23 protein-coding genes are annotated in these 25,067 nt (G+C 60.1%); 11 read left to right on the forward strand and 12 right to left on the reverse strand.

Annotated elements, in window-relative coordinates:
• From BZL43_RS04060 to BZL43_RS04110, 11 genes are all read left to right on the forward strand, one after another.
• On the forward strand, positions 1 to 2,247 hold the full coding sequence (locus BZL43_RS04060) for a polysaccharide biosynthesis tyrosine autokinase (RefSeq protein ID WP_095631112.1): 2,247 nt from the start codon (positions 1 to 3) through the stop codon (positions 2,245 to 2,247).
• 139 nt (positions 2,248 to 2,386) lie between these two features.
• On the forward strand, positions 2,387 to 3,778 hold the full coding sequence (locus tag BZL43_RS04065) for an undecaprenyl-phosphate glucose phosphotransferase (protein ID WP_095631113.1): 1,392 nt from the start codon (positions 2,387 to 2,389) through the stop codon (positions 3,776 to 3,778).
• Between the two features lie 29 nt (positions 3,779 to 3,807).
• Positions 3,808 to 4,515: a WecB/TagA/CpsF family glycosyltransferase gene (locus tag BZL43_RS04070; RefSeq protein WP_095631114.1), complete on the forward strand. Its 708-nt coding sequence runs from the start codon at positions 3,808 to 3,810 to the stop codon at positions 4,513 to 4,515.
• Between the two features lie 24 nt (positions 4,516 to 4,539).
• Complete coding sequence (locus tag BZL43_RS04075) at positions 4,540 to 5,619, forward strand: glycosyltransferase (protein WP_095631115.1); 1,080 nt, start codon at positions 4,540 to 4,542, stop codon at positions 5,617 to 5,619.
• Complete coding sequence (locus BZL43_RS04080) at positions 5,616 to 6,764, forward strand: glycosyltransferase (RefSeq protein WP_095631116.1); 1,149 nt, start codon at positions 5,616 to 5,618, stop codon at positions 6,762 to 6,764. Before BZL43_RS04075 ends, BZL43_RS04080 begins: the two co-directional genes overlap by 4 nt.
• Before the next feature lie 13 nt (positions 6,765 to 6,777).
• The gene (locus BZL43_RS04085) at positions 6,778 to 8,091 is read left to right on the forward strand and encodes an O-antigen ligase (RefSeq protein WP_095631117.1); all 1,314 of its coding nucleotides are present in this window, start codon (positions 6,778 to 6,780) and stop codon (positions 8,089 to 8,091) included.
• 19 nt (positions 8,092 to 8,110) lie between these two features.
• Entirely contained in the window at positions 8,111 to 9,064 is a 954-nt protein-coding gene (locus tag BZL43_RS04090) for a glycosyltransferase family 2 protein (RefSeq protein WP_095631118.1), read from the forward strand.
• Between the two features lie 13 nt (positions 9,065 to 9,077).
• Positions 9,078 to 10,496: an oligosaccharide flippase family protein gene (locus BZL43_RS04095; RefSeq protein ID WP_095631119.1), complete on the forward strand. Its 1,419-nt coding sequence runs from the start codon at positions 9,078 to 9,080 to the stop codon at positions 10,494 to 10,496.
• Positions 10,497 to 10,579: 83 nt separating this feature from the next.
• On the forward strand, positions 10,580 to 11,644 hold the full coding sequence (gene galE / locus BZL43_RS04100; RefSeq protein WP_095631120.1) for a UDP-glucose 4-epimerase GalE: 1,065 nt from the start codon (positions 10,580 to 10,582) through the stop codon (positions 11,642 to 11,644).
• Complete coding sequence (locus BZL43_RS04105) at positions 11,641 to 13,113, forward strand: family 16 glycosylhydrolase (RefSeq protein ID WP_095631121.1); 1,473 nt, start codon at positions 11,641 to 11,643, stop codon at positions 13,111 to 13,113. The genes galE and BZL43_RS04105 overlap by 4 nt, the downstream gene beginning before the upstream one ends.
• A gap of 95 nt (positions 13,114 to 13,208) precedes the next feature.
• Positions 13,209 to 13,502 carry a hypothetical protein gene (locus BZL43_RS04110; RefSeq protein ID WP_095631122.1) on the forward strand — a complete coding sequence of 98 codons (294 nt, stop codon included), beginning with the start codon at positions 13,209 to 13,211 and terminating at the stop codon, positions 13,500 to 13,502.
• A gap of 15 nt (positions 13,503 to 13,517) precedes the next feature.
• On the opposite strand, the gene BZL43_RS04115 is transcribed toward BZL43_RS04110, so the two are convergent.
• The 12 genes from BZL43_RS04115 to BZL43_RS04170 are packed head-to-tail and all read right to left on the reverse strand — an operon-like array spanning position 13,518 to position 25,059.
• On the reverse strand, positions 13,518 to 13,772 hold the full coding sequence (locus BZL43_RS04115; protein ID WP_095631123.1) for a hypothetical protein: 255 nt from the start codon (positions 13,770 to 13,772) through the stop codon (positions 13,518 to 13,520).
• 1 nt (position 13,773) lies between these two features.
• Complete coding sequence (locus tag BZL43_RS04120) at positions 13,774 to 14,439, reverse strand: cytochrome c oxidase subunit 3 (RefSeq protein WP_256582798.1); 666 nt, start codon at positions 14,437 to 14,439, stop codon at positions 13,774 to 13,776.
• On the reverse strand, positions 14,402 to 16,000 hold the full coding sequence (locus BZL43_RS04125) for a cbb3-type cytochrome c oxidase subunit I (protein WP_095631125.1): 1,599 nt from the start codon (positions 15,998 to 16,000) through the stop codon (positions 14,402 to 14,404). Before BZL43_RS04125 ends, BZL43_RS04120 begins: the two co-directional genes overlap by 38 nt.
• Positions 15,997 to 16,941, reverse strand: coding sequence for a cytochrome c oxidase subunit II (gene coxB / locus BZL43_RS04130; RefSeq protein WP_095631126.1), 945 nt, complete (start codon positions 16,939 to 16,941; stop codon positions 15,997 to 15,999). The genes BZL43_RS04125 and coxB overlap by 4 nt, the downstream gene beginning before the upstream one ends.
• On the reverse strand, positions 16,938 to 17,738 hold the full coding sequence (locus BZL43_RS04135) for an SCO family protein (protein ID WP_095631127.1): 801 nt from the start codon (positions 17,736 to 17,738) through the stop codon (positions 16,938 to 16,940). The genes coxB and BZL43_RS04135 overlap by 4 nt, the downstream gene beginning before the upstream one ends.
• The gene (locus BZL43_RS04140) at positions 17,728 to 18,114 is read right to left on the reverse strand and encodes a hypothetical protein (RefSeq protein WP_095631128.1); all 387 of its coding nucleotides are present in this window, start codon (positions 18,112 to 18,114) and stop codon (positions 17,728 to 17,730) included. Before BZL43_RS04140 ends, BZL43_RS04135 begins: the two co-directional genes overlap by 11 nt.
• Complete coding sequence (locus tag BZL43_RS04145; protein WP_095631129.1) at positions 18,104 to 19,114, reverse strand: hypothetical protein; 1,011 nt, start codon at positions 19,112 to 19,114, stop codon at positions 18,104 to 18,106. Before BZL43_RS04145 ends, BZL43_RS04140 begins: the two co-directional genes overlap by 11 nt.
• Positions 19,114 to 19,644 carry a cytochrome c gene (locus tag BZL43_RS04150; protein WP_095631130.1) on the reverse strand — a complete coding sequence of 177 codons (531 nt, stop codon included), beginning with the start codon at positions 19,642 to 19,644 and terminating at the stop codon, positions 19,114 to 19,116. The genes BZL43_RS04145 and BZL43_RS04150 overlap by 1 nt, the downstream gene beginning before the upstream one ends.
• On the reverse strand, positions 19,641 to 20,165 hold the full coding sequence (locus BZL43_RS04155; protein ID WP_095631131.1) for a DUF3341 domain-containing protein: 525 nt from the start codon (positions 20,163 to 20,165) through the stop codon (positions 19,641 to 19,643). The genes BZL43_RS04150 and BZL43_RS04155 overlap by 4 nt, the downstream gene beginning before the upstream one ends.
• Positions 20,158 to 21,522: an NrfD/PsrC family molybdoenzyme membrane anchor subunit gene (gene nrfD / locus BZL43_RS04160; RefSeq protein ID WP_095631132.1), complete on the reverse strand. Its 1,365-nt coding sequence runs from the start codon at positions 21,520 to 21,522 to the stop codon at positions 20,158 to 20,160. Before nrfD ends, BZL43_RS04155 begins: the two co-directional genes overlap by 8 nt.
• On the reverse strand, positions 21,512 to 24,406 hold the full coding sequence (locus tag BZL43_RS04165) for a TAT-variant-translocated molybdopterin oxidoreductase (protein ID WP_095631133.1): 2,895 nt from the start codon (positions 24,404 to 24,406) through the stop codon (positions 21,512 to 21,514). Before BZL43_RS04165 ends, nrfD begins: the two co-directional genes overlap by 11 nt.
• A complete protein-coding gene (locus tag BZL43_RS04170) occupies positions 24,403 to 25,059 on the reverse strand; it encodes a cytochrome c3 family protein (protein ID WP_095631134.1) in 657 nt (218 codons plus the stop codon). Before BZL43_RS04170 ends, BZL43_RS04165 begins: the two co-directional genes overlap by 4 nt.
• Positions 25,060 to 25,067: the final 8 nt, after the last annotated feature.

Below are 25,067 nucleotides of genomic sequence, written 5' to 3' on the forward strand. Positions count from 1 at the left end.
ATGGACAACAGCCCTAGCGTCTATGTCGAACGCCCGATCCAGCCGCATGTGCCGCCATATCAGCCGTACAGCGAGGAAAAGGACACCATTGACCTGCTCAAATACGGGAGGGTGATCTGGCGCGCCCATTGGAAAATCTGCTGGTGGGTGCTGTTTAGCTGTGTGTTGGCGGTGGTTACGCTGTCGTTCATTCCTTCGCAGTACATCGGCAGCACCACATTACTGATCAAAGAGAAAACGCCACCGTTGCTGGCTTTTCAGCAAGTCACGGATTCGAGCGCCGGTACCGTCGATTATTTGCAGACGCAATTGGCGCTCTTGCAATCGCGCGATCTCGCTGAACGCGCCGTCAGAAAACTGAACCTGACCACGCACCCAGTGACCGATCCACGCCAGCAACCGCAGTCATGGTTTGCGCCGCGCAAATGGTTGGCAACGCTTGAACTTGGCCAATGGCTGCCAGTGCTGGGCCGTTTGGTACCGGTGCAGGTGGTGCCTTCCGAGGCCGAGGTGTTCAATCAGGTCACACAGAACCTCATGCGGCGGACCCGCGTCAAATTCGTCGGCAAGAGCCAGCTGATCAAAATAGAAGTGGAACTGCCCGACCCTGGTTTGGCGGCCGCTACCGCCAATGCAATTGCCCAAGGCTTCATCGACAGCCAGCTCGATAACAGCCTGAAGTCTTCGTTGACCAACGCCAGCTGGATGAACTCACGCCTGATCGAGTTGCGCAACAACCTGCGCAGTGCCGAAGACAAACTTCAGGCTTATCGGGAAGCACAAGGCCTGGTCGACGTCGGTGGTGTCGCCACCATCAGCGCCAATGAACTGGAATTGACCGGCAATCGCATGATCGATGCCCGTCGTAATCTGGCAGAGGCCGAGAGCCAGTACCGCCAGGTACAGGCCCTGAGCAACGGCAACCTGAGCAAGCTGTCCAGTGTGCCGGCGGTCTTGAGCAACCCTTTGGTGCAGAAATTCCAGGCCCAGCGGGCCAAGGCCCAAGCCAAGGTCGAGGAGCTGTCCGGGCGCTACGGTCCAAAACATCCGACCCTTGCGGCCGCCCGTGCCGAGTTGCGCACGGCTACCGACAGTTTGCGCTTGCAGGTTCAGCAGGTGGTTGCCGGTATCGAGCGTGAATATCAGCTATCACAAGCCAATGAAAACTCACTGCGCAAATCCTTCAACAGCAACAAGGCGCAGCTACAGGATATTTCGCGCAAGGAGTTTCAACTGCGTGAGTTCCAGCGTGAAGTCGACAGCAGCCGCGCGCTGTATGAAACCTTTATCACCCGTTTGAAAGAAACCGCGGCCACCTCAGACATGGACTCCACCAAGGCGCGCATCGTTGACCCTGCGATCGTTCCCCTGGAACCCAGCAAGCCACGTAAAAAACTGATTCTGGCCATTGTCGCCGTCGTGGCTGCGTTGATCGGGGTAGTGCTGGCATTGCTGTCCGAAACCCTGAACAAAACCTTCACAAGCGACGAAGCCATTGAAAGCACGCTTGACGTCCCTCTGCTCAGCGTCGTGCCGCTGGTCAGGAGAAAAAACCGCCGGCAACTCGCGCGTCTGTTCGATGACAACGACCATCCGCGCTTTTGCGAGACCATTCGCAACCTGCGCACCTGGTTGATGTTGCACGGCGGCGACATGCCGTCCCAAGTGGTACTTGTGGCCTCGACCATGGCCGAAGAAGGCAAAAGCACCATCGCCAACAACTTGGCCTACTCACTGGCCAAGCTGGAGCGGGTCCTGTTGATCGACGCCGATATGCGCAGACCCAGCCTTTCGCTCAACTTCGATTTCCCGGCAGACAGCCCGGGATTGGCCAACGTGCTGGCGGGCACTGCGCGGCTCGAGGCCTGTATCCGTTCTGTCGGTAACCTCGACATGCTGCCGGCCGGAAAACTGTCGCCGCCACCTCTGGATCTGCTGGGCTCGTCGCGCCTGGCCCCGATGCTTGAGGCGCTGAAATCGCGGTATCAACGCATCATCATCGATTCCCCGCCGGCACAAATGGTCAGCGATGCACTGTTGCTGGCCAAGCATTCAGACGCGGTGATCTACGTCATCAAGGCCGAAAGCACGCCTGTCAGCGAGGTACAGAAGTGCCTTGCGATCTTGCAGCAGTGCCATGCGCCGGTGTTCGGTGTGGTGCTTAACCAGGTTGACCTGAGCAAGGCCCGCAAACAAGGCTACAGCCATTCCGATACGTTCCAGAATTATGACTATCTGCCCAGGTAGAACCTTGCTTCTGTCTCATCCGTAGTCCTCTTCAAACATCTATCAAAAGTGGCTTTACCCAGTCGAGCTATACCAGCGTGCGGGAACGAGGGCGTGCAATTAGACGCCGATGTCCAACCCATGCCCGGAGGTTGCGCCGATGACATCGCTTTACACCGCTCAAATGACGCGCCGCCGAGGTCTGACCTTCTGGGGCCAATGGCTGTGCGCGCTCACGCTGGTCAACCTGCTGCTGATGCTGCTGGTGTATTGGCGCGTTGGCAGCCTGACCAGTGAATACCGTGTGCTGATGATCCTCACCGTGCTCGGTTCGGTGCCGATCTACAGCGTCATGCAGGTTTACCACAAGCGTCATGAATGGTTGTCAGGGCTCGCTCGGCTGCTGGCGGCCTGGATGATTTTGCTGGCGGTGCTGATCAGCATTGCCTTCGTCACCCAGACCAGCGTGATTTTCTCCCGTCAGGTGATCATCGTCTGGGCCGTATTGGGTTACCTGATCCAGGCGGCGAGCTTCTTGCCCCTGCATTACCTGGCCCGACTGTATTCGCAAAAGCTCTGCAACGAGCGCCGCGCAGTGATCATCGGAACCTGTCCGAGCGCACATACGCTGGCCAGAAAACTGTCCAGGCGCAATCGCGTACCGCTGCTGGGTTTTATCGCAACCGCCGACCACACCGGCCCGGCCCCGAGCATTCTGCCGCTACTGGGGCGTATCGACGAGGTTCGCGAAATCATCACCCGCCTGCACATACGCCGCGTTTATATCGTTTTGCCGATGGCCCAAGCCGCCATCATCGAGGCGCTGTACATCGATCTTCTGGACATGAATGTCGACGTGGTCTGGATCCCGGATTTCGGCAGCATGGTGCTGCTCAATCATTCGATCTCGGAAATAGAGCGAATGCCCGCCATTTACCTCAATGAAAGCCTGATCAGTTCACACCCCGGCAGCCTGCTCTGCAAAGAACTGTTCGAACGCAGCCTGGCCGCGATGGGCATTATCGTGCTCAGCCCCTTGCTGCTGATCGTGGCGGCCGCCGTGAAGCTGTCTTCCCCCGGCCCGGTGCTGTTCAAACAAAATCGCTATGGCTGCAACGCTGAGGTGATCAAGGTCTGGAAGTTCCGGACGATGCGTGTGCATGACGACAGCGAAGTACGTCAGGCCACCCGCGATGATGAACGCATCACCCCGCTTGGGCGGTTTTTGCGCCGTAGTTCCATTGATGAGCTACCGCAACTGTTCAACGTGCTCCTCGGCGAAATGGCCCTGGTCGGCCCGCGACCGCACGCCGTCACGCACAACATTTACTACACCGGCAAAGTCCGCGCCTACATGGCCCGTCATCGCCTCAAGCCAGGCATCACCGGACTGGCGCAGATCACCGGGCATCGAGGTGAAACCCAGACCCTGGAAAAAATGCAGCAGCGCGTCGCCCAAGACCTCAACTACATCAACCAATGGTCGCTGTGGCTGGACATCAAGATTCTGGTCAAGACGCCTTTTACGTTGTTCTCAAAAGACATCTATTAATAGGGTCGGTTGACCCTGGGGTTCAGCCAATGATCGACCTGGAATTAATCGGACATTACGCCCCCAATCTGATGGACGCCAACCGGGCATTTTCCTTCATCAATTTTGCGTCCGTCGGCAGTCTGCTCGACCGGGCCCCGACATCCATTGCCTATTTTTGCGACGGCATGCTGATGTCGACCTTCATGTCGCGCATCACCGGGCGCACGATCGGCCGGGTCAGTTTCGACTTCACGTCCATCGCCGATTCTGTGTTCAGTTATGCCGAGAAACACGGCAAGCGCCTCTATTTTGTCGGTGCCCGGCAAGCCGAACTGGACCTGTTCCTCGATAAAATCAGGGCTCGTTATCCGGCGCTGATGATTGCCGGGCATCACAATGGCTATTTCGATGCAACGCAGGCCACGTGCATCCTGGCAGACATCTGCCGCAGTGAAGCGAACATCCTGATCGTAGGCCTGGGTGCCGGGCTTCAGGAACAGTTCGAGCAGGATGCCCTGCGTGCCGGCTTCAACGGTGTGGCATTCACCTGTGGCGGTTTCATTCGCCAAGAGGCCGCCGCCAATCGTAATTATTACCCTGAACTGATCAACCGCTTGCATCTGCGGGCGTTCTATCGGATGTACCGCGAACCGCACACCATCAAACGCTACCTGATCGATTACCCGACCAATTTTGTTCATCTGTGGGTGATGATCGTTCGGCGAAAAGTGACCATCAATATCATTGATCCCTGAGCATCCAGCACCCGAGCCACAACCATGCATATCTTGTTCACCCTCAAGGACTTCAAGCCCGATGGTGGCCTCGAGCGCGTTCAGCAACGCCTGGCCAGACAGTTTCTGAAAGATGGCCAGCGTGTCAGTTATTTCGTCATGAATGGCGACACGCCCGACGATGAAGGAACGGCCACGCTCAATGGCGGCGGCAATGGAATTGTCGGCCTGCTCAAGTCCATCGTATTGCTGCGCCGGATTATTCGTCGCGAACGAGTAACCCACGTCATCGCCGCCAAAGAACAAGCCAACCTCTGCACCTGGTTTGCCACCTTGGGTAGCCCCTGCAAGGTGATTTATAGCCGTCATGCAGCACTGGATTGCGGTGAACAAAAAATCAGCCCCGCCACCCTGCGCCTGCTCTATGCGTTGTACCTCTGCGGCAACGGCCAGGTAGTGACCGTTTCCAACGGCTTGCGCCAGGCCCTCTCTGACCTGGTGCCCTGGGGTCGCGAACGCATTCGTTATTGCCCCAATGCCGTGGTGACTGAACAGCTGCTCAATGCCGCACAGACGCCCATGTTCACCGGTTTACCGGCGCAGTTCTGGCTGGCCGTGGGACGGCTGATAGAACCGAAAGGCTTCCACCTGCTGCTCGATGCCTATGCCCTGGCCTTGCGCCGCGCCGCGCTGCCGGATCTGGTGATCATCGGCGATGGCCCGCAACACGCCGCGCTGATCTCACAGGCCAGCCGCCTGGGCATCGAGGACCGTGTGCATTTCACCGGTTTCCTGAGCAATCCCTACCCTTTTATCAGGCAGGCGAGACTGCTGATCCTGAGTTCGTTTCATGAGGGCTTGCCGACTGTGCTGATCGAAGCCCTGGCGTTGGGCACCCCGGTGCTGGCCTGCGACTGTGAAACCGGGCCCCGGGAACTGCTGGATAACGGCCGCCTTGGCGATCTGGTCAAGGTCAATGATGTATCGGCGCTGGCCGAAGGGATGTTGCGCAGCCTGATCTCACACAGCCAGGCGACGCCACACGGGGAAATGGCTGCTGAAGCCGTCCGGCAGTACACCAGTCAACACGCCGCGCAAGCGTATTACCAGGTTTGGAATCAATGAAAAGGCTGCTGATTATTCTGCAGGACTTGAATGGCGGCGGCGCCGAAAAAATGATGGCGCGTCTCGCCGGTGCGCTGGCTGAGGCAGGCAATGAGGTGACCTTGTTGACGCTCACTGGCACAGGTGTGAACTCGGCATACCTCGACCCCCGGGTCAGACAGGTGCAGTTGCACAGTGCGCGCAGCTCCAGTGCCGTACCGGCGCTGGCACGCTTTCTTCGCCACAATCGCTTTGACGCACAACTGGCCGCCCTCACCCATGTCAATGTCGTAGCCATCGTCGCGGCTGCGCTGTCAGGTACGCTGGCGCGCCTGCATGTCAGCGAACGCAATGCGTTTTCCCATGACAGACACGTCAATCCGGCATGGATGGTGCGTATTGCCTATCTGTTGGCACCGCTGCTGTATCGGCTCATTCCCAACCCGGTGATTTGCGTCTCGCGCGGTGTTGCTCAGGACCTGGTGGACACTACCATTACGCGACCGAAGGATGTCACCATCGCTGACAACCCGGTGCTCGACAACGATTTTCGCGATAAGCCACCGGGACGTCCAAACCACCGCTGGCTGTCGAAAAAAACCACCCCGGTAATTGTCGCCGTAGGTCGTCTGGCACGGCAAAAAGGCTTTGACGTATTGCTCGATGCCTTTGCCCGACTGGCCGATCCCACTGTTCGATTGATCATTTTCGGCGAAGGCGTGCTCAGAGCCGAATTGCTCGAGCAGGCCGTAGCCCTGGGCGTGGCCGAGCGCTTCGATCTGCCGGGCTATACCCACGATCCATTGGCGGAGGTAGCGGCGGCCGATTGCTTTGTACTGTCGTCGCGTTTCGAGGGCAGTCCCAACGCACTGGTCGAGGCCCTGTCCACGGGCACCCCGGTGGTATCGACCCGCTGCCCCTATGGCCCGCCAGAGATTCTCGACAATGGCGCGATCGCCCCGCTGGTGGCGGTCGACGACCCTGATGCACTGGCCCGGGCGATCACCGTGGAACTGACGTTGCCGCGTGATGCAAACCGCCAGGCGCGCATCGATGCCGCTGCCCGTTTCGTGAGCGCCTGCGCGGCGAAGACCTATCTCGATGCCTTGCTAGGCCCGTTTCAAGAAGACAACGCGCCGGGGAAACTCACTGAGGACGTCCCCTAGGGAGCCCATCGTCATGAACAAACTGGAAGTCAGGTACACCACCCTGCGCGACGCTTTCACATTGTTCGGCGTGCTGTTCTATACCCAGGTCATCGGATTTTTTTTCGGGTTGGCCGTTACCTCGAATCTGGACGCCGCCCAAAAAGACCTCGAGGGCAATGTGGTCAACCAGATCTGCGGCCTGATCACCCTGCTGGTTCCGTTGTTCTTCTTCATCCGCAACAAGGTCTTCATCAGCAAAAGCTTTTACAGGAACAACGCCTTCCTGCTGATATTCATGCTTAGCCTGGCCGTATCGATCAGTTGGTCCTACGACCCGATGTTGAGTTTCAAACGGTTTGTGGCGCTGATCAGCGTGGTGTTCTTTGCAGGTTTCATTGCCTACAACTACAGCCTGGAGAAAATCGCTTTCATGCTCGGCTGCACCCTCGGCGCAATAACGTTGTTCGGATTGATACTTGCGCTGGTAAGGCCCGACATCGTCTTCATTGATGGCGGCATTCGTGACGGTGCGTTCAAGGGGATCTTCCCGGAAAAAAATGCCGCGGCCCGGATCAACGCGATCGCCATTCTGTTACTGCTGCCGATGATCCGTCAGCGCAATCCCTGGGCCATCGTCTACTCGTTATTCTCACTGATCGCGATTGCGCTGGCCCAATCCGCCACGGCAATCGCACTGATTGTCGCCGGCACCGTGAGCTATTGGTACTTCCACACCCTGATCCGCTTGCACATCAACCGCTCACTGACAGCATTCCTTGTTACCACATTCATTTATTTGCTGATCTGCCTGTTTCTATACGGCAATTACACCCTGCTGCTGGAACTGATGGGACGTGACGCCTCACTCACCGACCGCACGCTGATCTGGGAGTTACTCACACCGCTGATCGACGCCGAATTCCTCAAGGGTTACGGCTTCGGCGCTTTCTGGTCCAGCCCGGGCGCCGAGACATTCATCAACCGCTGGGGTTACATCGGCAATGCCCACAGCGGCTACATGGAGACCTTGCTCAACGGCGGTGTCATCCAGCTGACGGCGCTGATCCTGATGCTGATCGAGGCGTTGATCAAACACTACCGGGCCGTGGTAGCGGATCAGTCGGCGCGGTTTCATGCCAGCGCAATGGTCATCATTGCAGCGTTCATGCTCACCAACTATGTGGCGTACGTCGTTCCCAACTACCGCTCTGCAGAGTTTCTGGTGTTCTGCATCCTCGCCCTGTCCTTTCGGCATCACCACGCGACCTACCCTGAGTTGTCACGGCCAACCCTGGGTCAGCGTCCGCCTGGCAAGGCATTACCACGCGACTCAGCCAATGCGTAAGAAAAAAGGAGAAATAACCGTGCCAGACCAAGCCCCCCCTTCAGCCCAAACAGTATGCGTCGTGATTGCGATGTACAACGGCGCCGACAGCATCGAGCAAACACTGGCGTCCGTGGCCGGGCAAACCCGACTGCCCGATCACGTCATCGTCGTCGACGATGGGTCCACCGATGATGGGCCACAACGCGTCAAGGACTTTGCGGCGCCGTTTCGCCTGACGCTGTTGCATCAAGCCAACGAAGGCCAGGCCAGCGCCCGCAACCACGGACTGCAGCACACTGAAGAGACTTATGTGGCGTTTCTCGATGCCGATGACCGATGGTATCCGCAGAAGCTGGAGCGACAACTGGCACTGTTTGACGAACTGAGTCGTCAGGGACGGCCAGTGGCGCTGATCGATTGCTACGTGCACAACGACTACAGCGACGGTACGCGAATACTGGAAAACCGACAAAAAAACGGCAGGCATTTCGACGATTTCATCCGCGCTAACGTCCTCAATGGCGTGTCCTCCGCGATGGTCAGACGTGACGTGATCATGCAACTGGGCGGCTTCAATCCCAGCCTGCGTTACTCCGAAGACCGCTTCATGTGGACCCGGATCGCCGAACACTGGGAGGTTCACACGGTGCCAGAGGTGCTGCTGCAGCGCATGGTCAACAGCGGCAACATGACCGCGCAACCGACAAGGTACTACCCGTCCAAGATCAGGTTCATCGAAGCGTTCCTCGACCACTTTGGCCCGCGGTTGAGCAAGCAGCAACGGATCGATTTCGCGCTGGGCGCCCACTCCGACTTTCTCGAACTGTTTTCCCGCAGAGGCGAGCATGCCCAAGTGATCGATGTGTACCGGCGAATGCTGGAGTACTCCTGGCAAACGCTGATCTTCAGGAACGGCAAACCGACATTGCGCTTGCTTTATGCATGCCTGCAGTCATTGCGCAAGGCAGTTGCGTCAACCACCGCTCATTGAGCCGGTATCCGCCATGGCCAATCACCGTCTGGTTAAATTGATCTGGATTTTCACCGAGAAATTCGGCCTGATTTTCCTGTCGATGATTACCTTTGTCGCGTATGCCAGGCTGCTGTCGCCCACAGAGTTGGGAGTGGGCACGGTCATCATCGCCATCGTCGAGTTGATCGGCATGATGTATTCCTCGGTTCTGGAAGACCCGCTGGTACGACTCGAGCGGCTGGAAGACAAACACATCGCCACAGCCTTCTGGGCCTCGGTACTCGTCAGCCTGGCGTCCATCGTCGTCATCTCGGGCGCGGCGATGCTGTACACGCCTGACCCGATGCTGCAATGGATGACGGCGGTGGCCTCGGTAAAAATCCTGTTCACCATGATGGCGCGGGTCTATGTGGCGCAAATGCGCCGTAGCGGCAACTTCAAGATGCTGGCCTCGCGCACGCTGCTGGGCAAGGTGTGTGGTGGCGTGGGCGGCATCGCTGTCGCGCTCTGGGGATTGGGCGCCTGGGCGGTCATTGCCCAGGCGCTGATCATGGAGTTCGTGTCCATTATCGTATTGATGCGCGCAGACCCGCGCCGCATTGCCTTTTACATTGACGGCCCGCTCTTGCGCGAACTGTTGAGGGCCGGCGCACCGGTTGCCGTCAACGCGCTGAGTTCACAAACGCTACAGCGCGGGGTCACCGTCATCCTGGGCATGACGGCCGGCACCAACGCGGTTGGCATGTTCAACATGGCGATGCGCATCATCGATCTGCCGCGCACGGCGATCTATCACGGCCTGATCAGCTATGCGCTGCCGGTGTTTGCCCGACGCAGCGCCGATCCATCGCGGTTGCGCACCATCATCAGCGATTCGACCGCCGTCAGTTGCTTCTTGCTGACGCCCCTGTTCATCGGCATCGCCCTCACGGCGCACGACCTGATCCTGTTGATCTTCGGCGCCAAATGGACCGAGGCCATTGTGCTGCTGCAAGTGCTTGCGTGCACGGCAGCCATCGGTAATACCGCCATGTACGCCACGACCGCACTGGTCGCGGTCAATTGCAGCCACCTGACCATCAAGGCCGAAGTGGCAACCACCGTATTGGCACTGGCGCTGGTCTATGGCTTCGGCAGCCTCTATGGCGCCATGGCCGCCGCCCTCGCCCTGCTGGTCCGGATGGCAATCATCACGCCACTGCAAATCCGCGGGTTGAACAGTGCCATCGGCTATGGCTGGCGGCGATTTTTCGAAACCAACTATCGCAGCGTGATTGCTTCGTTCGTCATGGCAGCGGTCGTCCTGATGGTTTCTCCCCGCCTGGGTGTTCAGGGCTACTTGCACCTGATCAGCACCATCGTGGTTGGCGCGCTGAGTTATGCCGTGGCGTACAGCGTGATGCATCCGCGCTGGCCGCAAGAATTCAAATCGGTCTTCACCACCCGCTGAGAGGACGCACCCGACAACCTTTTCCCTTCCCGGACCCCATTCTCCTGACTCGTGCAATTTCCTTGTGACAGGAATGCCTCATCATGCACAAAACCACGTTGATTACCGGCGGGGCCGGCTACATCGGCTCCCATACCACGCTGACCCTGATTGACGCCGGTCGACAGGTGCTGGTCCTCGATAACCTGTGTAACAGCTGCCGCGAATCGCTCACGCGCCTGGAGTATCTGACGGGCAAACGAATCGATTTCATTGAAGGCGATATTCGCGACAGCCACCTGCTCGACGATATTTTCAGCCGCTACGACATCGATGCCGTCATGCATTTTGCCGGCCTCAAATCCGTCGAAGAAAGCGTTCACAAACCGCTGGATTATTACGCCAACAATGTGGTCGGCACGCTCAACCTCTGCCATGCAATGGCCCGCTTTGAGGTCTTCAAACTGGTGTTCAGCTCGTCGGCCACCGTGTATGGCCCCCCCCGCCAGATACCGATCATCGAAGATTTGGGTGCAGGCAAACCGATCAATCCCTACGGCCGCACCAAGCTGCTGATCGAAGAGTTGCTCAGCGACCTGTGCCTGTCCAATCCGCAATGGAGCATTGCGGTGTTGCGCTACTTCAACCCGATTGGTGCTCACGCAAGCGGGCTGATCGGAGAAAACCCCAACGGCAGGCCCAACAACCTGCTGCCTTGCCTGACACGGGTCGCGATGAGGCAAGTGCCCGAACTCATGGTGTACGGCAGCGACTATCCCACTGTCGACGGAACGTGCGTGCGCGATTACGTCCATGTGGTCGACCTTGCCGATGGCCATCTCAAAGCGTTGCGGGCGTTGCAGAACACCAACGGCATCCACATCTGGAACCTGGGAACAGGCATTGGCTATAGCGTGCTGCAGATCATCCAAAGCTTCGAGAACATTACCGGCATTACCATCCCCTTCCGGTTCGCACCGCGCCGCGACGGCGATATCGCCGAATGCTGGGCCGACCCCACCAAGGCAGGGCGTGAACTAGGCTGGTACGCTCAGCGCGACCTGATGCAAATGATCATCGACACTTGGCGATGGCAATTGTGTAATCCGCATGGGTACCACTCCCCACCCGGATTGGCGGCATCGGCTGCGTTGAAGCAATGGATATGAGCAAGTTCATTGTTCTGGCGGCCCTGCTATCGCTCGTTTGTAACGCGTTGGGGGGCACTGCCCCGCCGCAGGGCAACGGCCTGGTGCTGTGGCTCGACGCCACCGACGCGTCGACAATGACCCTCGATGCCCAGAACCACCTCCTGCGGTGGCACGACAAGTCCGGCGAAGCCAATCACGCTACCGTAGACCATGGCGCAGACGCCGCACTGCCGCAGCGTGTGGAGAACGCCATGAATGGCCATCCGGTGGTGCGTTTGAGTGGTACTTCAGCCTTCCTTGGCAAGGCCATTCGTACGGCAAAAGGCCCTGCAACCTTATTGATCGTGTCACGCAGAGTAAACGAGCAAAGCGGCGGCGAGACCTGGCAGCGACTGTTCAGTTCGCGCCCGATAATCGGCGATAACGACAACGTGCCGCCGAACTTCGCGATCAGCGTGCAACAACGCACCGCCTACGATCCGACCCTTTTCGTCCTGGAACTCAACGACGTGCCCATCGGCCCATACGCGGTGGGGCGGAACGTGGTCGGCAGCGTCGAACATTTGCGCGGCGACATCGCCGAAATACTGATGTACGACCGCCACCTCGCCTCCCTGGAAGAACGGCAGCGTGTATTTAAGTACCTGGCGGACAAGTGGTCCGTCGCCCTCCCCAAGGCTGCCAATTCCTGGACCCGCGTCGGCCCGCTGGGAAAGGTACCGGAACAGACCAACAGCGGACTGCCGTTGTCCGATCAGGACAATGTCGGCCAGTGGATGCTGGATACACGATTCTCCGACGATTTCGATGGCAAGCACCTTGACCCCAGTCGCTGGCACGTCAACAACGCCACGGGCACCGACTCGCTGGGCCGCAAACCGGCGCTGTTCATGCCGGACAACGCTTACCTGAGCGATGGCCATCTGAACATCGTTTTCCGTAAGCAAACCTTGCCGCAAAAGTACGTAAAACTCGGCTTTGAAGATTACAGCTCGGCGATGGTACGAACGATCGAGCACAGTTTTTACGGCTACTACGAAGCCCGCGCCAAACCGATGGACTCGGCCGGCTCCAGCGCCTTCTGGCTCGCGTTTACGGGGCTTGCCGACAATGCCACGGAAATCGATATTTTCGAAATCGGTGGCAAGACCAAAAATGGCACCTTCGACCGTCGCTACAACATGAATGCCCACGTATGGGCCACGCCGCACAGTACCGAACATTTGAGCGATGGCAGCAGTTGGGTCAGCCCATGGCGGCTGGCCAGTGACTTCCATGTCTATGGTTTTGACTGGCAGCCCGACACATTGCGCTGGTACGTCGACGGCGTACTGGTGCGCGAGGCAAAGAACACCCACTGGTTTTTCCCCATGTATATCCTCTTTGACAGCGAGGCCATGTGGCAGTGGTTCGGCGTTGTCGACGACGCCGATCTGCCCTCCACCTTCAGCGTGGACTACCTCAAGGTGTGGCGTCGCGGCAGATAGTCGTCGACCGGTTTTCTTGAAAGGCTTCCACCGCTTTTCACCGGTGCCAGGCATTACTCAACATCCAGGAACCCCCCATAAAAGAGGTCGCAACAATGAACGGTACGATGACTTCCGATCAAGCGATAGCCTGCCTGAATCTGGCGCTTGAACGTAACCAACAACTGTTCAGCGACGCCTATCACTTGAGCCACGCCGCCTTTGATCTTCTCGATCAGCCCAACATGGACGCCGAAAAGTTCACCCAGTATCAGAGGAAAAGACGGCAGGCCGATCTTAAATACCTGGAAGCTATCGAACACTTGCGATTGATCATGGCGGAATATCCTGTCCATCTCTTTTCAGTTGCGCATTCAGCCCATGCGCCGCAGGTTTCGGCGGGCAAATGATGGCGAAACCCGACCTCAGCGGGTCGCTGCTTCACCAAGGATGAACAGCATCATCATCAGCAGCCACAGCAGATACAGCCAACCAAACAGTCGCACCCAACCCTGATGGCGATAAAGGCCCAGGTAAAATATCAACAGCAGCAAAAATTGCCCGGCACCGGCAAGCATAATCAAGCTGCTGTTACGCGGCCAGAACAGCGCGATCAGCACTTCTGCTGCCAGAAGCAGGAGCAAGCCGACGTAGACTTTCAACGCGTTCGCCGTGCTCATCTCAGCGCCCTGCCAGGTAGAGGGTCGGAAACAGCAGAATCCAGATCCCGTCCACCAGATGCCAGTACAGGGTGACCATTTCCAGACGTGTGCGTGTCCCACGCGTTAACAGGGTGTCTGGAGCCAGTCGCAGGTAAAGCCACAGTCCCAAACCGACCGCCACCAGTACATGCACGGCGTGCAGCGCCGTGGCGATGAAATACAGGTTCATGAACAAACGCGCGGATGGCAGAGGCAGCGGTGAGTCGACGGCGAATCCTGGCAGCAGTCCTTCGCGGTATTCAAGACCGTATTCGACGCCTTTGCACATCAGAAACAGTACTCCCGACAGCGTCGCCCCCAGCAAGCAACGACGCAGACGCCGCGCATACCGCGGCGTGCGAGCCGCCAGCGCCAGGGTCATCAGCAAACTGCTGGTCAACAACATGAAGGTGTTGGCCGCTGCCAGTTGCCAGTGCAAAACCGCCACCGCTTGCGCCACACCGTCGGGGTGCTGCAGCTGGTAAAACCATGCCACCAGAATCAGGCTGCCGAACATCATCACTTCGGTGGCCAAGAACAGCCACATGCCCAGCCTCGCGGCCTCACGCTGCTGCGCCCAGGCCACGAAGGGCTCGGCTGGCCTCTCGTCAGACCGGATCACGGCGCGCCTCGGGAGAATAATCATAGGCTTCGAAATCCACCGTCACCGGCACCTCGAAGTTGTGCGACGGCGGTGGTGACGGCACGCGCCACTCCAGGCCCGCCGCCTCCCAGGGATTCATTGGCGCCCGCTCGCCCCAGCGCAAGGAGCCCAGCAGATAAAAGAACGGCAACACGTAGGCCAGGGCCAGAATCGAGGCACCAGCCGATGACAGGACGTTGAGGAATTGAAAATCCGGGTCATAGCTGTGATAACGCCGGGGCATGCCGAGGTACCCGAGCAGGAATTGCGGAAAGAATGTCAGGTTGAAACCGCAAAAAACCAGCACCGCGGTGATCTTGCCCCACAGCTGCGAATACAGGCGTCCGGTGATTTTCGGCCACCAGAAATGCAACGCACCAAAGTAACCGGCCACCGCCGCGCCGACCATGATGAAATGGAAATGCGCGACCACAAAATACGTGTCATGGGCATGCAGGTCGGCGGCGAGCAATGCCAGGAACAATCCGGTCACTCCACCGATAATGAACAGCCCGATAAAAGTCAGAGCGAACAGAAAAGGCGCATGCAAAGTCAGGTCGCTTTTGTACAGGGTCGCGCTCCAGTTGTAGGCCTTGATCGCCGACGGAATCGACACCAGGAAACTCAGCAGCGAAAACACCAGGCTGGCATACATCGATTGACCGGCGGCAAACATGTGATGACCCCAGACCAGGAAACCGATGATCGCAATCGCCACACTGGACCCGGCGACAAAACGATAACCAAAGATGCGCTTGTGCCCCGCCGCCGTGATCAGTTCGCTGACCACCCCCATCGCGGGCAGGATCATGATGTACACCGCCGGATGGCTGTAGAACCAGAACAGGTGCTGGAACAGCAACGGATCACCGCCCAGGCGCGGGTCGAATACGCCAATGTTGAACAGGTGCTCGGCGACCAACAGCAACAAGGTGATCGCCAGTACCGGCGTCGCCAACACCAGAATGATCGAGGTGGCGTAGATCGCCCAGATGAACAACGGCAGACGCATCCAAGTCATGCCCGGCGCGCGCAACGTGTGCACGGTGACGATGATGTTGATGCCGGTGAAAATCGAGGAAAACCCGGCGATGAACACACCGCAGATCACCGCCACCACATGGCCGTTACTGAACATCGTCGACAGCGGCGTGTAGAAGGTCCAACCGGTGTCGACCCCGCCGAGCAACAGCGCCAGTAACGTGAACAAACCACCGCCGAGCAGCAGGTACCAGCTGAACAGATTCAGGCGTGGAAACGCCATGTCCCGGGCGCCGATCATGATCGGCACGAGGAAGTTGCCGAACACGCTGGGGATCGACGGAATCAGGAAGAACCAGACCATGATCACGCCGTGCAGGGTAAACGCACGGTTATAGCCATCAGCGGTCAACAGATCGCCTTGCGGAGTGACCAGTTCGAGGCGGATCAGGGTCGCGGCCAACCCGCCGGCGAAAAAGAAGAAGGTCACCGTGACCATGTACAACACCGCGATGCGCTTGTGATCGCGGGTCAGAAACCACGAAAGCAGACCTTGTTGATGCAGATAGCCGGGAGCGCTCATTTCGGCTCCCCGGAAGCCGTGGCAGGCAACGAACGCAGGTAGGCCACCAGACGCTGCACAGCCTCTTCGTCCAACAGGTTGCTGTAGGTGGGCATGACCGGCAGGTAACCAGTCACCAGGTGTTTTTGTGGCAACACAATGCTGTCGCGCAGGTAGACGTCGTCCGCCACGACCTGGCTGCCGTCAGCCAGGCGCACCATTCGATTGAATACGCCGGCCAAGGACGGCGCGTTGCCGGAATCGTGGCAACGGCCGCAGCCGTATTGGCGGTACAAGGTCTCGCCCTGACTGATCAGGTCGGCGGCATTGCCGTTGTCCCTCAGCCATTGCTGATAGTCACCCGGCTCGAGCACCACCAGCCGGGCGAGCATCGCCGCATGGTCGGTGCCGCAGTATTCGGCGCAATACACCTGATAGGTGCCGCTGTGTTCGGCCTGGAACCAGAGCATGCTGTAACGCTGCGGTAACACGTCTTGCTTGATCCGCAAGCTGGGAAAAAACAGGCTGTGGATCACGTCTTCGGAAATCATCGTCAGCTTCACCGGGCGCCTTGCCGGGACATGCAAGGTGTTGATCTCACGCTGCCCGCCCTGATGCTGAAACTTCCACATCCATTGCCGCGCCGTAACCTGGATTTCCAGGGCATCGGCGGGAGGCGTGCGGGCGAAAAAGAACAGCCGTGCCGAGAACAGAAAAATCACCAGCGAGCCAATGAACGGCAAGATGATCCAGGCCAGTTCGATCGGCAGATTGCTCTGCGCCCGATGATCCCGATTTGCCTCGCGCCCGCGTCGATAGCGCCAGATAAACACCCAAAGCGCGACAAACACGGGCACTACAAACAACGCCATCATTGCGGTGAAGCCGATCACCAGCCAATCGACCGAGGCGGCGTAGTCCGAGCCCTGCACGGGCCACAAGCGCAGGAAGGGTTCGCTCATGGCTGTCCCCGCCGATCGCGGCACAACGCCAGAACAATGAACAGGCCCAATACCGATACGGTCACCAGTCCCGCCACTTGCAGCAACACCATGATCCGACTGCTGTAGGTGCCGCTCTGCGGGTCGTAGTGGTAACACAGCAGCAGAAGCTGCTCCTTGAATGCGCCGAGCTTGCCCTGCCCCGCTTCGGTCAATGCCAGACGCACATCGCTGGCCTGATAACCGAGACCGTAGAGCCAGCGCGACAGGCGTCCATCACCAGTCAACACCGCCACCGCCGAGCTATGCGCGTATTGTTGCTGTTGCTCATCGAAGCGATAACTGAAACCCAGTGAATGGGCCAGGGCCTGCCCCGCATCGGCGTCGCCGGTCAACAGATGCAAGGCCGGCTCAGCCGCCAGCGACGGCCAACGCTGACTCAGTCTGGCCAGCTCTTCGCGGGCGGCATGGCTGTCTTCCCGCGGATCGAAACTGAACGCGATCACCTGAAAATCCCGGCCCAAGCGGTAAGGCTGAATAGCCAATTGGCTGAACAGGGTCGAGAGCGCCGCGCCACAGACGTTCGGGCAGCGGTAGTACAAAGGCACCAGCAGTGTTGGCCGCCCGCCAAGCAAATCGCCGAAGCGTACCGAGCGACCGTGGTGGTCGGTAAATTGCCCGTCCAGCGCCAAACGCTGGCCGACCTGGGCCGTGTCGATAGCGGCGGCGGAAAACGGGTCGAACGTTTGCGCGGCGCTGTGTTGAACGGCGATCAGCCACAGCAACGCCAGCACCCGCCAGACCCGTTCACGGTTCATGCGGGGCGTCCTCGGGTATTGGCCAGCCCTGCTCCAGCAGCACTTGCCGCGCGTGTTCCAGCGGCAGGTGCACAATGCGCCGCTCGCGGTCGACCCAGCCGAAGCTGTCGAGGTGAATACGCTCGGCGGCAAGCTGGCGTTCGCCTTCCTGCCGAGGCTGGGATTGCAAGCGCGGGGCCGGTGGCAACAGCCGCTCACGCTCTAGAGCGCTCAAGGGTGGCTGCCGCGATTCCGCGCGGTGCTGATAGCTGATCAGCCACCAGGCCACGCCGGTGAGGCACAACAGCACCGCCGCCAGAAACAGCGCCACCAGGCTCCAGACGGTGTCACTGTCGACCGTGTCGGGTTCGTATCCGAGCGGTTTTTCAGACTTCATGGCGCCTCCGTTGCCATTGCCAACGCCACCATGCCCACAGGCCGAGACCGTAAATCCCTTGGCAGAGCACGGCCATCAGGCCGGCTCCGATTTCGACGTCGGGGAATATCGACGGCAAGCTCATCCAGATCGACTCGACACTGCCCAGCAGCAGAATCGCCGAGCAACCCCAAATCAGGACCTTTGACCGAGCGCCCCAAGGCGAGGCCAACGCCAGCAGGCACATCACCTGCCCTGCCATCAGCAACCCGCTGAGCGCACCCCAGACGCCTGCTTGGCGTACGCGATACCACTGGGTTTCGTCTTGAAGATTCACCGACCAGATAATCAGGTACTGCATGAAATGCACGTAGGCCCAGAACGCCAAGGCACTGATCAGCAAGCCGCGCAGCACCTGACGCTGTGGGGCCGGTAGCGGCACAAGGTTCCAGCACAGCACGCAGAGGCCGGCAAACGCCAGGCCATCAAGCAATTGCCGGGCAATCAGCAATACACCGAACAGGCTGGACACAAATTCCGACTGCAACGACATCAACCAATCCACCGCCGCCAGGCTGACCACCAGCCCATACAGGATCAGCCCCGGGCCACTGCGCTCGGCATCCGGACGCTGCGACCAGCCCAGCAGGGCCAGCGCAAGCCCGGCGTAAAGCAGCGTGCGCAGCACAAAAAACCACGGCGACAGCCACAGCCCGCGAAACCCCGGTGTGTCGAGGTGGAACCACGGATACAGCCAGTTCATGGCGAGCAGCACCGGCACCAGCATCGGCACAATCAGCAGCACCGCGCCGCTCCCCAGTCGGCTGCCCGGCGCCAGCAGCATTTGCCAGCGGCCACTGATCAAGGGCGTCAGCAGCGCCAGCAGCAGGCAACCCCACACAATGTTGCTGCCGTTGACCGCGGCCGCCAACACCCCGGCGCCTACCCAGGCCGGCCGCCAAACCCCAAGCAGCAATACGCCGACGGCGCCGATGGCGAATGTTCCCGCTAACCGCCTCATCAGTTGCTCTCCTCGAACGCCTGACGCAGCTCGGCTGGCAAGCGCTCCAGAGGCGCGTGCTGGCTCAACTGCAGCAGGCGCACATGAGCAACGATGGCCCAGCGTTCCGCCGGCGGGATGCGTGATTCATAGCCGTACATCAGGCCTTTGCCCTGAGCGATGACCTGCATCAGTTGAGCATCGGAGGCGTTGAGCAATCGCGGTGTGGTCAACGCCGGTGGTGCCGGAAAACCACGGACGACCACCAGACCATGGCCTCGCCCGCTCAGGCCATGGCACGGGGTGCAGAACGTTTGATAACTCGCTTCGCCACGGGCAAGCAACGCAGCGGTCAATGGCGGACGCTGCTGCACAATCGCTTCACGCTCCAGTTGCCCTCGGGCGACGGTACCGAGGGGTGGTTGTCGGCTGCTCAGGCCGTCCTCGAACAAGGCGCCGGGGCGTTGTTGGGCAATTTTCGCCTGACGCGACATGTCATCGCAGCCGCTGCCCAGCACAGCGATGATCAGCGCCCACGGCCAGGCTTTCATGGCTGGACCTCGCGCACGCTGATCGCCCGCTCAGCCAGCCAGGCTCGGGTAGCCTGCGCGTCGAACAATGGATCGCCGGCTTCGATAAACAGGAAAAACCCATCGTCACTGGCCCGTTCGAAACCCTCAGCGGCAAACAACGGGTGATGCAAACGTGGCAGGCGGCTGCTGATCAGCAGCGTAAATACCGCAGCCATCGCCGCCCCGACCACGGCGAACAGAAAGGTCACTGCCATCAGCAACGGCAGGGCAATCAACGGCCGGCCGCCGACATTCAGCGGATAGCTCCACACCGAGCCGATCTGCATAAGCAGCGCCAGGCCGATGCCGAGCAATCCGCCGATGCAGGCCATGCCCGATACCCTGGAGGCCTTGGGTTGCAACAACGGTTGCAGCGCCTCAAGCGGAAACGGCGCGAACGCATCGAGCTGTCGGTAGCCGATGGCCCAGGCGTGCAGGCTGGCTTCTACCAGCGGTTGCGGCGCATCGAATTCAGCCAGTAACCCCACGGATTCAGTCATCGCCGCGCTCCTGATGCAGCGCCTGCTTGACCTCGAACGCCGATACCATGGGCACGTAGCGCAGAAACAGGCTGTAGGGCAAAAGAAACACACCGAAACTGCCAATGAACAGCGTCCAGTCCCAAAGCGTCGGGGTGTAGCTGCCCCAGGTCGAGGCCAGAAAATCGCGGGTCTGGGGCGGGATCACCAGCATGAAACGCTCGGCCCACATGCCCACCAGTACCGCCAGCGCCACCGCCGCCAAAACACCCGGACGCTGACGCACCGAACGCCACCACAACGCCTGGAGTACGCCGACGTTGCAGATCATGGCCAACCAGAAACTCCAGGCATGAGGGCCGCTCAGGCGTGTCAGCAGTACTTCGATCTCATGGGAATCGCCACTGTAAAACGGCATGAACAGATCCATCAGGTAGCCATAGGCGGTGAGCCAACCGGTGGCCAGCAGCAGGCACCCGAGCGTGTCCAGATGACGCAAGGTGATCAGCGCTTCGATGTGCAACAACCAGCGCACGCCAATGGCGAGCAACGTCACCAAGGCAAATCCTGAAAACACTGCGCCAGCCACGAAGTACGGCGGAAACAGCGTCGAATGCCAACCGCTTTGCGGGCCCATGGTCAGCAGGAATGAATAGCCGCTGGACACGGCAAACACCAACGGGATCGCGAGCATCGCCAGCACCCGACTGGTACGTCGCCACAACGCCCAATGCTGCTGCGAACCGCGCCAGCCCAGCGCCATCAGGCCATACAGCGTTTGCCTCAACGAACCTTGGGCACGATCTCGCGCCGTGGCGAAATCAGGAATGGCTCCCACCAGCAGAAACAACAGCGACACCGTCAGGTACGAAAGGATCGCAAACATGTCCCAGGCCGTCGGGCTCTTGAACTGTGGCCACAGGCCCATTTGATTGGGGTACGGCAGGATCCAGTAAAATAGCCAGGGCCGGCCCAGGTGCAGGATCGGGTACAGCGCGGCGCAGATAACCGCCATCAGTGTCATCAATTCGGCCAAGCGATTGAGGGTGTGCCGCCACGGCCGCTCGATCAGCAACAGCACAGCCGAAATAAAGGTGCCGGCATGGCCGATGCCCAGCCACCAGATGTAGTTGAGAATACCCAAGCCCCAATGCACCGGCTGATTGTTGCCCCACATGCCCACGCCGTTGGCCAGCAGTACCGCGGCCGAAGCCAGGTACATCAGCAACAGCGTGATGGCAATTGCGAACAACCAAAGCCACGCCACCCGCCGGGGAAACTGCTGCAAGGGGCCGAACACCTGCCGTGACACTTGCTGATCGCTGAGGTCCCGTGGCAGAAAATGCCCGGTATCGTGCAGCAGCGGTTCAGGCCTCATCGCCACCCCCCTCCTCGATCCGCGCCAGGTAAGTGGTGCGCGGGCGTGTGCCGAGGGCTTCGAGCAAGCGGTAATGACGCGGATCCTTGCGGGCATGGCTGACCGCGCTGGTGGCGTCGGCGATGTCACCAAAACGGATCGCCTGGCTCGGACAGGTTTGCTGGCACGCGGTGACGACTTTTGTGGTGTCGACGTCGGTGCCCTGCTGTTTGTCTTCGATGCGTGCGGCGCTGATGCGCTGAATGCAATAGGTGCATTTTTCCATCACGCCCCGGGCGCGCACGGTGACGTCAGGGTTGCGCTGGGCCTGAATTGACGGAGCGCTGTCGGCGCTCCAGTCCAGCCAGTTGAAGCGCCGTACTTTGTACGGGCAATACGAGGCGCAGGTGCGCGTGCCGATGCAGCGGTTGTAGACCATCTGATTCAAGCCGTCGCGGCTGTGCACCGTGGCATTCACCGGGCAACCGGTTTCGCACGGCGCCTGTTCGCAGTGCATGCACGGCAAGGGCTGGAAGCGTGAGCGTGGCGCATCCAGTGATCCCTGGTAGTAATGGTCGATGCGCAGCCAGTGCATGTTGCGCCCTTTGGCCACCTGCTCGGCACCGACCACGGCGATGTTGTTTTCCGCCTGACACGCGGTGACGCAAGCATTGCAGCCGGTGCACAAGTCGAGGTCGATGACCATGCCCCACTGCGGGCCGCTGTCAACGACCGGGCTGTAGAGCGAGGCCGGAATCTGCTGCGCCGGCAACTGCGGCGCCTGGCGCTGCACCACGCGAATTGGCGGCGCTTCATCGCTGGGTAACTGATGATGGGTCTGGGTCATGGCCAGGGTATGGCGCTCGCCACTGGAACGTACCGAGGCACTCACCGACCAGGACTGGATCGGCCGTACCGCATAACCCAATCCGTTACCGACTCGCCCGGCATGGCTGCGCCCGTAACCGGTGTACAGGGCAATCACCTGATCGGCCTGGCCCGGCTCGATCCACGCCGCGCCGCGCAATAATTGCCCCGGCAGCGCCACTTCGACGCCCTCGCCATTGCGCACGCCCACCTGTTCCGCCAACCGTGGCGACAGCCCGACCACGTTGCTCCAGGTCAGGGTGCTGATGGGTTTGGGCAACTCCTGCAACCAGCCCAGATTGGCGAATCGCCCATCCCATACGCAAGGGTCCGGACGCACCACGGCTTCCAGGCCATCGATATCGAACAGGTTCAGCACCCATGTCGCCGCTTCAGGGACATCCACCGCGGGTGCTGAGGTTTCGATCCAGCCATCGGCCAAGGCCTGGCGCCACTGATTTTGCGGAACGTGGGACCAGGTGAGTCGCACCAGATCCAGAGCATCGCTGTCGGCGGAAGTCAGCAGCAATTCGATGATTTGATGCAAGGTCCGGGTCGAGTACAGCGGCTCGATCAGCGGCTGCACAATGCACGCGCTACCGTCCGCTGCCCGGGTGTCGCTCCAGCCATCAAGCGCATGGTTGAGCGGCAAATGCCAATGGCAATGTGCGGCGCTCTCGTCGTAGTAAAGCCCGGCATGCAGGCGCAACGGTACTTTTTGCAGCAACCCTTCCAGCCCCAGATCCGGCGCCGAGGTCAGCAGCGGGTTGCAATCGAGCAGCCACAATTGGCTGACGTTGCCACCGGCCAATTGCTGACTCAGTTGCTCCAGCGATGCCCAGAACCGTCCGCGTTCATAACCGAGCAACGTCGGCGTCTGCCAATCCAGCGTCTGACCGTGCGCACCCAGCCGTTGGTTGAGCCGCATCACCTGCGCCTGCACATCACCTGCCGCTTGCTTGCTCACGCAAATCAGGCCACGGCCGGGATGAGCCTTGAGCGCCGAGGCGGCTTCATCGACCCAGTCGAGCTGTCGCGCACTCAGGCGCGGCTGATCGGCCACGTTGTCGCCCAAGGCGCGGCTCAGCGCCAGCACCAGATCAGGCTGCCGCGACGGCGCAATCGGCAACCGTCGCGTGGCGGCAGCCCCGGTCAGCGTCGGAATGCTTTCGGCGACAAACGACAACGCCGCACCGTGCCCTTGCGCCGCTTGCCGTCGACGTTCCGCCCAGCCGCGTTGCAACAGCGTCTGGCGCGGACCGCTGCCCAGCGGATCGTCTTCCAGGCAAACCAGCACCTCGGTGCGTTCCAGGTAACGCCGGGCATCCAGCGGCTGGCCGAATACCCGTTCGCTGACGTGCAATGCCTGGGTCTCGGCGAATGGTTCGGCGTGATACAGCTGCGCTTCAGGCCAACGCCGACGCAGCGCTTCGAGTTGCCGACCAAGGGTCGGCGAACTGCTGGCTGCACAGACGATATGCAAGCCTTTGCCTCGCGTGGTGTCCAGCGTCAACCGTTGTCGAGCCAGCGCACCACGCACTTCGTCCCAACTGGTTTCCCGGCCCTTGAAGCGCGGCGTCTGGGAACGGTCCGGGTCGTACAGTTGCAGGATTGCGGCCTGGGTAAAGGCATCACACGCGCCACCGGACACTGGGTGCTGCGGATTGCCTTCAAGTTTGATCGGGCGCCCGGCGAGGGTCTTGCCCAGCACGGGTTGGGCGATGCCACAAAACGGGATGGCCGTGGCATACCAGCTCGCGATGCCGGGAGTCAGTTGAGGGGCTTGTCTGATCGCCGGCACGGCGTGCTCAGGGGTTTTGCCACACGCGGCCAAGCCTGCCATGGCCAGGGACGCCGCCATCAGTTGCAGAAAATGTCGACGGTTCAACAAGGGCGCGGCACCGGGAAATTCGGCCTCGATCAGCGCCTGCGCCTCAGGCGTCGCCGCCAGCGCTTCGAGGCCGCGCCAGTACGCGGCGCCTTTGAGCCCGGCGAGCTGCTCGCGCCATGCGGCGAAATCCTGCGAGGAGGCGCTCATCGGTGACAAATCCCGCAATCGCTCAGGCCTCGGCGGTCGATTCGTCGCTGCCTGATCAATGGTTCACCCGGCGCCCGACGATCCTGATCGGTGTGCCATTGCCCCTGGGTCACTTGCCCCGCAGGGCGCAAGTGCGTTGCCGGATCACGGTGACAGGCCAGGCACTGGCCCATGCTCAGGGGTTCGGCCTTGAACATCAGCTGCATGCGGTCCACCGCGCCGTGGCATTCGCTGCAACCCACGCCCGCCTTCACGTGCACGCCATGATGGAAGTACACGTAGTCCGGCAATTTGACCACTCGCTGCCAATGCAACGGCTGTGATTGGCGCAGGCTTTTGCGCAAGGGTTCGAGCAGGTCGGCGTTTTTCCAGATTTGCGAGTGGCACGTCATGCAGGTTTCGGTGGTCGGCAGACTGGCCATCGCGGAAGATTCCACGGAACTGTGGCAGTAGCGGCAATCAATCTTCAGCTCACCGACATGGTGGGCGTGACTGAACGGCAGCGGCTGTTCGACCACCCAGTTACGGCCGGTTCGGTAATCGGAACGGTCCAGGGCCACTGCCACAAGCAAACCTCCCGTGACGCCGACGAACAGCACCAACAGCCCCAGGCGCAGCCAGGTATCGGCCGAGCGGCTGAAGATCTGCGCCATCGCCGGAT

The sequence above is a fragment of the Pseudomonas sp. PICF141 genome (genome assembly GCF_002286815.1).
GTDB lineage: Bacteria > Pseudomonadota > Gammaproteobacteria > Pseudomonadales > Pseudomonadaceae > Aquipseudomonas.